Origin of the sequence: Xanthomonas sp. BRIP62418, from assembly GCF_003993495.1 — a bacterium.
In the GTDB taxonomy this organism is placed as follows: Bacteria; Pseudomonadota; Gammaproteobacteria; order Xanthomonadales; family Xanthomonadaceae; genus Xanthomonas; species Xanthomonas euroxanthea.
In genome coordinates, this window is sequence record NZ_QEZG01000041.1 from 83327 (window position 1) to 95648 (window position 12322).

A 12322-nucleotide genomic window follows, 5' to 3' on the forward strand; every position below is an offset into this window, starting at 1 on the left:
CATGACTGCTGCAGCAACAGGCCGCGGCAGGGTTCGGCGATGGGCGGCGTCCTGTCTGCTGCTGTTGCTTGCACTGCTGGTGGCGCCTGCCGCCGTTGCCCAGGTCGCCGATCAGGCCCCTGCCCAACCGGCTGCGTCGGCACCGCGTGTCGGCGTGGTCACCATGCAGCCGGGCGAGGTGTTCTTCGAGCGCTTCGGTCACGATGCCATCGTGGTGGTCGATCCGGTCACCGGGCAGGCCACCTCGTACAACTTCGGCTTCTTCGATCCCAGCGAGCCGGATTTCGTTCCGCGTTTCGCGCGTGGCGAGATGATGTACTACCTGGTTGCGTTACCGCTGGACGAAGACCTGCAGCAATATCGCGCGGTCGGCCGCGGCGTCAGCATCCAGTGGCTGGATCTGCCACCGGACCAGGCGCGCGCGCTGGCCGACGGGCTGGCCGTTCGCAGCCGGCCCGAGAACGCGCGCTACCACTACGATTATTTCGTGGCCAACTGCGCCACGATGGTCCGCGACACGCTGGACCGGGCGATGGGCGGCGCATTGAAATCGCAACTGGCCGGGCGCTCGCGTGGCAATACATACCGCAGCGAGGCAGTACGCCTGGCCTCTCCCGCCCCGTGGATGTGGCTGGGCTTCGACCTGGGCCTGGGGCCGTACGCGGACCGCCCGTTGTCGCGCTGGGAAGAAGCGTTCGTACCGATGCGGCTGGCCGACAGCCTGACCCAGGTGCACAACAGCGCCGGCCGCCCTTTGGTGCAGTCCACGCAGGTGCTGTTGCCGCATCGCATCGCACCGGAGCCGGCCGAACAGCAACGGCACTGGTGGCCATGGTTGCTGACCGGGTTGATCGTCGCCGCCGGCGTGCTGGCGCTCGGTCGCCGGCAGCGCGTGCTCGCCGCTTTCGCCCTGCCGTACTGGCTGCTGTGCGCGATCGGCGGCGGCCTGCTGGTGTATCTGTGGGGCTTCACCGTGCATCAATCGGCCTGGGCCAATCGCAACCTGCTGCTGGTCAACCCGCTGTGCGTGCTGCTGTTGGTCGGCGGCATCGCCCTGCTGCGCGGGCGCCGGCCCGGACGCTGGTTCGATGTGCTGCGCTGGCTGGTCGCCGGCTCGGCTCTGCTGGCCTTGCTGATCCACTGGCTGTCGTTCCAGGCGCAGGACAACCTGCAATGGGTGCTGCTGCTGTTGCCCATCCACACCGCGCTCGCCATCGCCTTGCGGCGGCGTGACTTGTCCGTGCGCACGCGCTGATCCAGGATGCGTCCATGAACCACCACGGCCGCCATCCGGACAACCCCTCCTGCGTCATCACCTGTGCCTATTACGACGGTGAGGGCGAACGCCACGACATCAGCCTGGAGCAGATCAGCGACGTGCTGCAGCGCCCGGATGGGTTCGTCTGGGTGGGGCTGTACGAGCCGCAGGAATCGGTGCTGCACAAACTGCAGGACGAGTTCGGCCTGCACGATCTGGCCATCGAGGATGCGCTCAAGGCGCACCAGCGCCCCAAGGCCGAGAGTTACGGCAACTCCCTGTTCGTGGTGGTCAACACCGCGCAGCTGGTCAACGAGCGTATCCGCTACGGCGAGACGCACGCGTTCCTGGGCGCGCGCTTTCTGTTGACGGTGCGCCATGGCGCATCGCTGTCGTATACGCCGGTGCGGCACCGGGTCGAACGCGAACCGGCGATGCTGCGTATGGGCGCCTCGTTCTGCCTGTACGGCGTGCTCGATTTCGTGGTCGACAATTATTTGCCGATCATGGACGAGTTCCGCGACACGCTGGAAGGCCTGGAAAAGGACATCTTTGCCGACAACTACAAGCGCGAAACCGTGGTGCGCCTGTACGAGCTCAAGCGCGAACTCAACAAGATGCGGCTGGTGGTGGCACCGCTGCAGGACGTGCTCTCGCACCTCAAGCGCAACCCGGGCTCGCTGATCCACGACGAAGTCGGCATCTACCTGCGCGACGTGCTCGATCACGCGGTGCGCATCAACGACGCCATCGATACATTGCGCGAGATGCTGGGCACCGCGCTGAGCGTCAACCTGTCGATGGTGACCCTGGCCCAGGGCGAAACCGTCAAGCGCCTGGGCGCCTGGGCCGCGCTGCTGGCCGCCCCCACCCTGATCACCAGCTGGTATGGCATGAACTTCACCCACATGCCGGAACTGGACAAACGCTACGCGTATCCACTGCTGGTCGCCGGCGTGGTCGCCTCATGCCTGGTGCTGTATCGCCTGTTCAAGCGTGCGCGGTGGCTGTAGGCCGCGTTGCGGCCGGGATTCGGGAGTGGGGATTCGGGATTGGTTCGAGCGGGTTTCTGACTGCTGGGTGTTGCTTTGGCACAGAGCTGCTGGAGGTTCCCGCACTGCAAGGGCACGCTGGCTCTGCACTGGCTGGTTTGAAGGCGTCGGCATCATCGCGTGATGACGTACCCTCATCCGCCCTTCGGGCACCTTCTCCCGAGGGGAGAAGGAGGCGGCTTGCTTTTACGAATCCCCAATCCCGACTCACCAATCCCCGCACTCAAGCCACATAGATGGTCTTGATGTTCATGAACTCGTGGATGCCGTGCTCGGCCAGCTCGCGGCCGAACCCGGAGCGCTTGATGCCGCCGAACGGCAGGCGCACGTCGCTCTTGACCACCGAATTGACGAACGCCGCGCCGCACTGCAATTGCTGCGCCACGCGCTCGCCGCGCTTGGCATCGGAAGTCCACACACTACCGCCCAGGCCGAAGCTGGTGTCGTTGGCCACGCGTACCGCCTCCGCCTCATCGCGCACGCGAATCACCGAGGCCACCGGACCGAAGAATTCTTCCTCGTAGGCCGGCATGCCCGGGGCGACGTGGTCGAGAATGGTGGCCGGATAGCCGGCATGCGAACCAGGCACCGGTTCGCCGCCCAGCAGCACCTTGGCGCCTTTTTCCACGCTGGCTTGTACCTGCTTGTGCAACTCGTCGCGCAGATCTGCACGGGCCATGGGCGCCAGCGTGGTGCCCTCCTGCTGCGGGTCACCGAGCACGCGCTTGGACGCGGCGGCCACGAAGCGTTCGATGAAGCGATCGGCAATGGCGTCCACCACGATGAAGCGCTTGGCGGCGATGCAGGTCTGCCCGCTGTTGTCGAAACGCGACTGCACGGCTGAGGCGACGGTGTGCTCCAGGTCGGCGTCTTCCAGCACCACGAACGCGTCGCTGCCGCCCAGTTCCATCACGCACTTCTTCAACTGATCGCCCGCATTTGCAGCCAGCGACCGTCCGGCGCGCTCGCTGCCGGTCAGCGTCACCGCGGCGATGCGATCATCACGCAGCACATCTGCGGCCTGATCGTTGTCGATATGCAGCACGTCGAACACGCCGGGCGGAATACCGGCGGCATCGAGCACCTGCTTCATCGCATCGGCGCAGCGCGGCACATTGCTGGCGTGCTTGAGCAGCGCGACATTGCCGGCCATCAGCCCCGGGGCGAGGAAACGAAACGCCTGCCACAGCGGGAAATTCCACGGCATCACGGCAAACACGCAACCCAGCGGCTCGTAGCGCACATAGCTGGACTGCGCCTCGGTCGGGATGTCGCGCGGTGCCAGATATTCGGCCGCATGCTCGGCGTAATAGGCGCAGGCCTGTGCGCACTTGTCGACCTCGGCCAGCGCCTCGTGTCGCAGCTTGCCCATCTCGGCGGTCATGATGCGCTGCAACTCGTCGCGCCGCCGGGTCAGCTCTTCGCCCACGCGCCGCAACAGCGCGCCGCGCTCGGCCAACGGCAGCGCCGCCCACTGCGGGAATGCCTTGGCGGAAGCAGCCAGACGCGCCTCGATGGCGGCGGCGTCCAGGGTGTGCTGGGTGTGCTCGACCTGGCCATTGGCCGGGTTGACGGTGTCGTAGGACATGACGGTCTCCTGTTACAGGCCCGCCATGCTAGTCGCCGGCAAGTTGCAGCCGCGTCACAACCGCAGCAAATCGCTGCAACGCTGTGTTTACCCACGCCGCGACGCAATGCCGCACCTCCATCGCACCGCTCGCGGATCACTGGCAACCGGAGCAACGCTCCCAGCCACGCTAACGAAAGCGGCCTGCCCTGTCCCGACCGTCCCACCGCACAAAAATGCTCTAGCATTCGGCACTTGGCAGCTTCATCCATTCACGGAAGACCACCACGATGCGCCGGGATCTGATTGTTCTAGTTGTACTTGGCATCGGCGCCTGCCTGCCGGGGTGCGCCGTCCTGCAGGACATGCTGCACGGCCCGCGTCCGGGTCCGAACGGATTTGTCACCGTGAGCTGCACCAACACGCTGCCCAATCCCAGCCAACCCTGCGAGGAACAGGCGCTGCGGGCCTGCTCGGACACTGCCATCCGCCAATTCGTTACCGCGCACTCGTCGCCGAACATGGTCACGATCTATCCGAGCAAGCAGAAATCCAAGGACGACGGAAAGAACAAGGACAAGGATCGCGCCGACGAACAACCCAAGGTCGAGCAACAGGGCTACGACATCAGCGCCGAGTATCAGTGCTACCTGACCAAGCCGCAGCCCTGGGACAGCGGGTACACGCCTCCGGCCAGGTAACAGCGACCCAACCAACTGCCGTGCCCGGCGTCCGGTGGCCGCATCAGGCGTCCGCAATCGGCGTGCAGCCATCGTGGATGTCGGTGGCGTCGGCGTTCGCAGCCGTCTGGCCGCCGCTGGTGGCGATGCATTCGCCACACTCATATTGGTGCCTGCTCAGGAAGCAGCTTGCAGCGCCAGTTGCGCATCGCGCTGGCGGCGTTGTTCGCTGCGCGCCAGCAGCCACCAACCGATCGCTGCGGCGACCGACACCGCCAGCACCATCAGCGTGGCAAGCGCGTTGATCTTGGGGCTGATGCCCAGCCGCACTGACGCGAACACCTTGATCGGCAAGGTGGTCGAACTGGGCCCGGCCAGGAAGCTGGCGATCACCACGTCGTCCAGCGACAGGGTGAACGCGAGCAGCCAGCCCGATGCCAATGCGGGGGCGATGATCGGCAAGGTGATCAGGAAGAACACCTTCAGCGGTGTCGCGCCCAGATCCATCGCCGCTTCTTCCAGCGAGCGATCCAGTTCCTGCAGGCGCGAGGAAATCACCACCGTCACGAACGAGACGGTGAAGGTGACATGCGCCGCCCAGATCGCTACCGCGCCGCGCGGTGCGATGCCGAGCACGCCGCCCATCGAGACCAGCAACAACAGGATCGACAGGCCGATGATCACCTCCGGCATCACCAATGGCGCGGTGATCAGCGCACCGAACAGGGTCTTGCCGGGGAAACGCCGCATGCGCACCATCGCCAGCGCCGCCATCGTGCCCAGCAGCGTCGATGCCCCGGCTGTCCAGAACGCGACTTCCAGGCTGACCCAGGCCGCATCCAGCAGCTGACGATCGCGCAGCAATTCGCCATACCAGCGCGTGGAAAAGCCGCCCCACACCATCGCCAGCCGCGAGGCGTTGAACGAGTAGACCATCAGCAACAGGATCGGCAGGTACAGAAAGCCGAAGCCCAGCGCGAGCACGCTGCCACCCAGCACGCGACCACCGCGCCAGGCGCGCATCATGTCAGCCGCCCTTCCAGCTCGCGCTGCTGATACCGGTGGAACAGCACGATCGGCACCAGCAACAGCAGCAACATCACCGTGGCCACCGCAGCGGCCACCGGCCAGTCGCGATTGTTGAAGAATTCTCCCCACAGCACGCGGCCGATCATCAAGGTGTCCGGCCCGCCCAGCATTTCCGGAATCACGAATTCGCCCACCGCCGGAATCATCACCAGCATGCAGCCGGCCACGATCCCGTTGCGCGAGAGCGGCAAGGTGATGCGCACGAACGCCTGCCACGGCCGCGCGCCCAGATCGTAGGCGGCTTCGAGCAGGCGCCGATCGTGCTTGACCAGGTTGGCGTACAACGGCAGCACCATGAAGGGCAGATAGCAGTACACGATGCCGATATAGGCGGCGAGCGGTGTGTACAGCAACTGCAACGGCTGGCGGATCACTCCCAGCGCCAGCAGCGCCTGATTGAGCAAGCCGTTGCCGTCGAGGATGCCGATCCAAGCGTAGACACGGACCAGGAACGAGGTCCACGACGGCAACACCACCAGCATCATCGCCACGTTGCGCGTGGCCAGCGGCAGCCGCGCAATGACATAGGCCATCGGGTAGCCGATCAACAGCGCAAACACGGTCGACAACGCCGCGATCCTGATCGAACTCGCATACGCCGCCAGGTACTGGCTGTCGTGCAGCAGGACCAGATAGTTGCCCAGATGCAGCTTGACGCTCACCGCGCCATCGGCCGCGATGGCGAACAGCGGCGTGTACGGCGGCATTGCGGTGGCGCGCTCGGCAAATGAAATCTTCAGCACGATCAGGAACGGGATCGCGAAGAACACCAGCAGCCACAGATACGGTGCGGCGATCACGCCCCAGCGCGCGCCCGGCACTGCTGCGCGGAACAGGCGGCGCCTCATGCGGTGAGCACCACGCCGTCGTCCTCGCCCCAGCTCAGCCATACGGTGTCGCCCCAGGTCAGTGCTTCGCTGGCCCAGCGCTGCCGATTGGCGAAGTTGGCCATCAGTTTGAAGCCACCGGGCAGGCGCACGTGGTAGACCGAGTGGCTGCCGAAATAGGCGATGTCCTCGATCACGCCCTGCGCCTTGTTGCAGGGCTGGGCGGGTTCCTCCTTGCCGATGACCAGTTTTTCCGGACGCAGCGCGAACGCCACCGCCTGCCCTTCGAAACCGGTGATGCCATGGCCGACCCGGATACTGGCGTCGAATGCCGGGGACTTCAGGCTGACGTGGTCCGGTTTGTCCTCGACGATGACCGCATCGATCAGATTGACCGAGCCGATGAATTCGGCGGCGAAGCGGTTGGCCGGTTGTTCGTAGATTTCGTCCGGGGTGCCGACCTGCTGGATCCAGCCCTGGTCCATCAATGCGATGCGGGTGGCCATGGTCATGGCCTCCTCCTGATCATGGGTGACCATGACGCAGGTGACGCCGGAGGTCTCGATGATGTTGACCAGCTCCAGCTGCATCTGCGAGCGCAGCTTCTTGTCCAGTGCGCCCATCGGTTCGTCCAGCAGCAGCAACTTGGGCCGCTTGGCCAGCGAACGCGCCAGCGCCACGCGCTGCTGCTGGCCGCCGGAGAGTTGATGCGGCTTGCGCCTGGCCAGGCTGCCGAGCTGCACCAGCTCCAGCATCTCGCCCACGCGCGCCGCGATTGCGGCCTTGGGCAGGGCTTCCTGCTTCAGTCCAAAGGCGATGTTCTGCTCCACGCTCATGTGCGGAAACAGCGCATACGACTGGAACATCATGTTGATCGGGCGCTCGTACGGTGGCAGCGCGTCGATCGGCTGGCCATCGAGGACGATGCGGCCCTTGGTCGGCCGCTCGAAGCCGGCCAGGCAGCGCAGCAAGGTGGACTTGCCGCTGCCCGAGCCGCCCAGCAACGCGAAGATTTCGCCCTTGCGGATCTGCAGGCTGACTTCGTCGACCGCGACGACGCCGTCGAACTCCTTGCGGACCTCGCTGATGCTCAGATAGGCGTTGTCGCCAGCGGAAAGCGGCGCCGCTGCGGCCTGGGTAAGTGCCATGAACCCTCTCGTTTGCGAAGCGTGGCCCGGCAATGACTGTGCACCGCAAGACGCCGGGGCCGCCAGTGCCCGGTGCGAATGTCGGCACCGGTCCCCTTCAGTTCAATCGCGTGCTCTGCCACCAGCTGACGCCGACGCGGCATGTCTGATGCGCACCTGCCAGCGCGGGTAGCGCAGCTGGGTGGTGCCGGCAGCGGCAGGGCAGCACCCTGCCAGGACCAGCGTGCCCATGCCCGCCGCGACCGGTCGCGATCAGCGTGCCTCCTGCACCGGCGCGCTCCAGCCCAGCCCCAGGCTCTTCTGCAGCGCGACGTAGTTCACAAGCAACTGCACCTGCGCCTGTGCGGCAGCGTCCTGCGCCGACAGCTGCTGGCGTTGCACGTCGAGCAAATCGATCGACGAGGTGGCACCGGCATCGCGGCGTTGCTGCATCAACCCGGCCGAACGCGTGGCCGAGGCTTCGGCCTGCCGCGCCACCACCAGTTGCTTGCGCGCCGAGCCGAAACGCGACAACGCGGAGTTGGCGTCCTGCAATGCCGCCAGCACCGCCCCCTCGTAGGCCGCCTCGCGGCCGGCGTTGCCGGCACGCGCCTGCTCCACCTGCGCGCGGGTCTTGCCGAAATCAAAGATCGACCAGCGCAGCATCGGCACCGCCAGCGTGGTCAACGCGTCGGAATTGAAATCGCTGGGCGAACCGGCGACCCAGCTCAGGCCGCCCAGCAAGGTCACTTGCGGGAAATAGCCATTCAACGCCTCGCCGATCTGCGCGCTGGAAGCCGCCAGCTCGCGCTCGGCCTTGCGCACATCGGGGCGGCGACGGATCAGGGCGCCGGCATCGTCCACGCGCACCTGCGTGGGCAGCATCGGCAACGGCTGCGGCGCGCGCAACTGCGCATCCAGCGCGCCGGGCGCGCGCCCCACCATCAACGCCAGCTGGTCCAGCGCTTCCTGCGATTGCATCTCCAGCGGCAGGCGTTGCGCTTCCTGTTGCTGCACCTGCGTGGCGATCTGCTCGACCTGCAGGTCCGAGGCCGCACCACGCGCGCGGCGCTGCTGGGTCAGGCGCAGGGTCTGCCCGATCTTGTCCAGGTTGGCATCGGCGATCGCCAGCCGTGCCTGCAGGCCGCGGTAGCTGAGGTACACCTGCCCCACTTCGGCCGCCAGCTGCACCTGCGCATCGGCCAGCTCGGCTTCCGAGGCCTGTGCCTGCGCCAGGGCGCCTTCGGCGGCGCGACGGCGGCGGCCAAAGAAATCCAGCTCCCAGCTGGCATCGAAACCGGCGCTGTAGATCTGGGTCTTTTCCAGATCCAGCGCCTCGCTGCCCTGGGCCGGTGGCTGGCCGTTCTGGCCATTCTGCAAGCCGCCCAGCGTATCGACGATGGTCTGCGGCGGCTCGGCATACGCATACACCGCGCTGGCATTGAGCTTGGGCAGGCGCTCGGCACGGCGCTGGCTGGCCAGTGCGCGGTTGGCGCGCAGCCGCGCCTGCGCCGCGCGCAGGTTGGGGCTGTCGGCCAGGGCCTGGGTGACCAGCTGGGTGAGGGTCGGATCGTGCAACTCCTCCCACCAGTGATTCAGCGGCGCGGCAGCGACCACGTCGGCGCCACTGGCGCGATGCAATGCCGGCGCCTGCATCGCCGCATCGGCCACTGCCGGCGCCTTGGTGTAGTTGGGACCCAGCATGCAGCCGCCGAGCAGGACCACGCTCAACGCCGCGGCCAGCGGCATGCGGATCAGGCGCATGGAATCAGTGCATTGCAAGGTGCGCCCCCTTGGGTAACGGCTTGAGCAAAAAGGCCAGCGGAATCGTGCAGACCACGATCACGCCGAAGATCCAGAACAGATCGCTATAGGTCATCACCAGGGCCTGCTGCTGCACCAGGCGCGCCAGCTGCGCAACCGAGCGAATGGCCGCCTCGCCGCCGGCGCTGCCCTGCATCTGCGCGGTCAGGCCGGACAGAAAATCCTGCGCGCGCGAGGAATTGGCAGTGATCGCACTGCCGATGGTTTCGGTATGGAAGGTCATGCGGCGCTCCTGGAAGGTGGAGATCAGCGCAAGCCCCACCGAGCCGCCCAGGTTGCGGCCGGCATTGAACAGGCCGGACGCATCGCCGGCCAGCTCCGGCGGCACCGAGGAGATGGCCGCCTGGTTCAGCGACATCATCGCCAGCGCCAGGCCACAGCCCTGCAACAACTGGCCGGCGACAAAATGCATGCCGACGGTGTCGGCGGTCAGCGACAGATTGGCAAAGCAGGCCGCGGCAAAACAGATCAGCCCGGCGATCACCAGGATGCGCACGTCCACCACCTCCAGCAGCTTGGGCATCATCGGCATCAGCAGCACGGTCGGCAGGCCCGACAGCAGCAGCACGTAGCCGGCCTGCTCGGTGTTGTAGCCGGAGATCACCGCCAGGAACTGCGGGATCATGTACATGACGCCGAACAGGATCATGCCCACCGCCATGATCATCACGAACACCGCGCCGAAACTGCGATGCAGCAACAGTGACAGGTGGATCACCGGCGGCCGTTTGCGGAACTGGCCCACGACCAGTGCAGCAAATCCGCTGAGCGCGATCACGCTGAGCGTGTTGATCTCGCTGGATTCAAACCAGCGCTCGCGCTGGCCTTCTTCCAGCACCACGGTGAGCCCGCCCAGGCCGGCGGTCAGGCCGTAGATACCCAGCCAGTCGGCATTGAGCAGGCCGGCCCAATCGCCTTTCTCATGCTTGAGGCCGAGCAGCAGCAAGGCCACCAGGCCGACGCAGATCGGCACGTTGATGAAGAACGCATAGTGCCAGCTGACGTTTTCGGTGAGCCAGCCGCCGAGCAGCGGGCCGATCACCGGGCCCATGATCACGGTCATGCCGAACAAGGCGGTGCCCATGGTCTGCTGGCTGGGCGGCAGGCGCGTGGCGACGATGGTCAGCGCGGTGGGAATCAGCGCGCCACCGGCCAGGCCCTGCCCCACACGGCCGATGATCATCATCGTCAACGAGGTCGACAGCCCGCACACCACCGAAAACGCGGTGAACATCACCGCGCAGATCAGCAGGAAGTTGCGCAGGCCCAGCGTGCGCACGAACCAGCCGGTCAGCGGGATCATGATGATCTCGGCCACCAGATACGCGGTGGAGATCCAGGTGCCTTCGGTGCCGCTGGCGCCGACCTCGCCCTGGATGGTGGGCAGCGCCGCATTGACGATGGAGATGTCCAGCGTCGCCATGAACGAGCCGATGGTGCCGGCCAGCACCGCCAGCCAGGCGCCCGGCTCGGCCTTCTCGCGTTGCGCGCTGCCGCCGGCACGCGGGCCGGTGGCTGCCGCTGCACTCACTGCGCGCGCTCCTGTGCCTGCACGCGATCGGATTCCTCCTCGGCCCGTTGCTTGGCGTCCTTGGCCGAGCGCGTGTCCACGGTGACCTCGACCGACATGCCCGGCACCAGCACCTTGCGCGCCTCCTCGCCGGCCAGCACGCGGATGCGCACCGGCACGCGCTGCACCACCTTGGTGAAGTTGCCGGTGGCATTTTCCGGCGGCAGCAGCGCGAACTGCGAGCCGGTCCCCGGCGACAGGCTCTCGACCTTGCCGTGCAGCGTGACGCCCGACAAGGCATCGACCTCGATTTCGGCCGGCTGACCGGGACGCATCAGCCCGACCTGGGTTTCCTTGAAGTTGGCGATCAGGTACAGCGATTCCTGCGGCACGATGGTCATGGTGCGGGTACCCGCCCCGAGGAACTGGCCGACCTGTACGGTCTTGTCGCCGACGCGGCCGTGGATGCGGCTGGTCAGCAAGGTGTCTTCCACCGCCACGCGGGCCTGGTCGGCGTCGGCAGTGGCCTGCTTGACGCCGGCCTGGGCCTGTTCCAGTTGCGCGTTACTGGCCAGGATCTGGCTTTGCGCACCCTTGGCCTGCGCCTGCGCGGCCTGGTACTGCGCGCGTGCGCGTTGCAGTTCGTGCTGCAGGCTTTCCTGGTGTTCGTGCGTGTCCGCGCCAGAGGCGGCCAACGGCGCGAAGCGCTTCACTTCGGCCTGGGCAAAGGTCAGGCTTGCCGCTGCCGAGCTCACCTGGCTACGTGCCTGCACCAGCGCCGACTCCTGTGCAGAGACATTGGCGGTGGCAGCGGCGATATCGGCCTGGCGCGCGGCGATCGCGGCTTCGGCCTGCTGCAGCGTGGCCTGATAGGTACGGTCGTCGATCTGCAGCAGCGGCTGGCCGGCCTCCACGATCTGGTTGTCGCTCACCATCACCTTGGTCACGTAGCCGCTGACCCGCGGCGCCACGGCGACCGAATCGGCCTGCAGGTAGGCGTTGTTGGTGTCCTGCATGTAGCGGCCCTTGATCAGGTAATAGGCCAGCCAGATCACCAGCAGCACCACCACCAGCACCCCGAACACGATCAGCGTCCACTTGACCTTGGGATTCTTCAACGGCGAGGGCTTGGGTGGCTCCTGCTCGTCGTGCGCGCCGCTGCCTTGCGCATCCGTGCCCGAAGGCTGGCCATCGTTGGACTGCTGGTCGTGATTGCTCAAGGTGGGGTGTCCTGTGTCGTGGGCGAGGCGCGCGCGACGACGGGGCCGCATCAGCGGTTCGGCGAAGGCGGCGCAACCATACAATTATTTGAACCGCCCGGTACAGATTGCGTGATGACCGCAGTCAGCGTCCGCTCGGACTTCCGGACAAACGCCGGCGGACGCTCC

At 66.4% G+C, this 12322-nt stretch carries 10 protein-coding genes; 3 read left to right on the forward strand and 7 right to left on the reverse strand.

The window, feature by feature from the left end:
* Position 1: 1 nt before the first annotated feature.
* The gene (locus tag EO174_RS15165) at positions 2-1255 is read left to right on the forward strand and encodes a DUF4105 domain-containing protein (RefSeq protein ID WP_241240026.1); all 1254 of its coding nucleotides are present in this window, start codon (positions 2-4) and stop codon (positions 1253-1255) included.
* Between the two features lie 14 nt (positions 1256-1269).
* Positions 1270-2271 carry a magnesium and cobalt transport protein CorA gene (locus EO174_RS15170; RefSeq protein WP_047125205.1) on the forward strand — a complete coding sequence of 334 codons (1002 nt, stop codon included), beginning with the start codon at positions 1270-1272 and terminating at the stop codon, positions 2269-2271.
* A gap of 262 nt (positions 2272-2533) precedes the next feature.
* Here EO174_RS15170 and EO174_RS15175 read toward each other — a convergent pair whose 3' ends face one another.
* Positions 2534-3898, reverse strand: a complete 1365-nt coding sequence (locus tag EO174_RS15175; RefSeq protein ID WP_126945507.1) for an NAD-dependent succinate-semialdehyde dehydrogenase — start codon at positions 3896-3898, stop codon at positions 2534-2536.
* A gap of 269 nt (positions 3899-4167) precedes the next feature.
* On the opposite strand from EO174_RS15175, the gene EO174_RS15180 reads away from it, so the two are divergent.
* Positions 4168-4578 carry a hypothetical protein gene (locus tag EO174_RS15180; protein WP_102256702.1) on the forward strand — a complete coding sequence of 137 codons (411 nt, stop codon included), beginning with the start codon at positions 4168-4170 and terminating at the stop codon, positions 4576-4578.
* A gap of 156 nt (positions 4579-4734) precedes the next feature.
* On the opposite strand, the gene EO174_RS15185 is transcribed toward EO174_RS15180, so the two are convergent.
* From EO174_RS15185 to EO174_RS15210, 6 genes are all read right to left on the reverse strand, one after another.
* On the reverse strand, positions 4735-5583 hold the full coding sequence (locus EO174_RS15185; RefSeq protein WP_126945509.1) for an ABC transporter permease subunit: 849 nt from the start codon (positions 5581-5583) through the stop codon (positions 4735-4737).
* A complete protein-coding gene (locus tag EO174_RS15190; protein ID WP_047125201.1) occupies positions 5580-6494 on the reverse strand; it encodes an ABC transporter permease subunit in 915 nt (304 codons plus the stop codon). Before EO174_RS15190 ends, EO174_RS15185 begins: the two co-directional genes overlap by 4 nt.
* Entirely contained in the window at positions 6491-7621 is a 1131-nt protein-coding gene (gene potA, locus EO174_RS15195) for a polyamine ABC transporter ATP-binding protein (RefSeq protein ID WP_047125200.1), read from the reverse strand. Before potA ends, EO174_RS15190 begins: the two co-directional genes overlap by 4 nt.
* Positions 7622-7873: 252 nt before the next feature.
* The gene (locus EO174_RS15200; RefSeq protein WP_164740224.1) at positions 7874-9364 is read right to left on the reverse strand and encodes an efflux transporter outer membrane subunit; all 1491 of its coding nucleotides are present in this window, start codon (positions 9362-9364) and stop codon (positions 7874-7876) included.
* 4 nt (positions 9365-9368) lie between these two features.
* Positions 9369-10955, reverse strand: coding sequence for an MDR family MFS transporter (locus EO174_RS15205; protein WP_104582146.1), 1587 nt, complete (start codon positions 10953-10955; stop codon positions 9369-9371).
* Complete coding sequence (locus EO174_RS15210; protein ID WP_126945515.1) at positions 10952-12154, reverse strand: HlyD family secretion protein; 1203 nt, start codon at positions 12152-12154, stop codon at positions 10952-10954. Before EO174_RS15210 ends, EO174_RS15205 begins: the two co-directional genes overlap by 4 nt.
* Between the last annotated feature and the right edge of the window lie 168 nt (positions 12155-12322).

Coding starts and splice junctions, on each gene's coding strand:
- EO174_RS15165 (WP_241240026.1), top strand. CDS start 2: ATGACTGCTGCAGCAACAGGCCGCGGCAGGGTTCGGCGATGGGCGGCG.
- EO174_RS15170 (WP_047125205.1), top strand. CDS start 1,270: ATGAACCACCACGGCCGCCATCCGGACAACCCCTCCTGCGTCATCACC.
- EO174_RS15175 (WP_126945507.1), bottom strand. CDS start 3,898: ATGTCCTACGACACCGTCAACCCGGCCAATGGCCAGGTCGAGCACACC.
- EO174_RS15180 (WP_102256702.1), top strand. CDS start 4,168: ATGCGCCGGGATCTGATTGTTCTAGTTGTACTTGGCATCGGCGCCTGC.
- EO174_RS15185 (WP_126945509.1), bottom strand. CDS start 5,583: ATGATGCGCGCCTGGCGCGGTGGTCGCGTGCTGGGTGGCAGCGTGCTC.
- EO174_RS15190 (WP_047125201.1), bottom strand. CDS start 6,494: ATGAGGCGCCGCCTGTTCCGCGCAGCAGTGCCGGGCGCGCGCTGGGGC.
- potA (WP_047125200.1), bottom strand. CDS start 7,621: ATGGCACTTACCCAGGCCGCAGCGGCGCCGCTTTCCGCTGGCGACAAC.
- EO174_RS15200 (WP_164740224.1), bottom strand. CDS start 9,364: ATGCGCCTGATCCGCATGCCGCTGGCCGCGGCGTTGAGCGTGGTCCTG.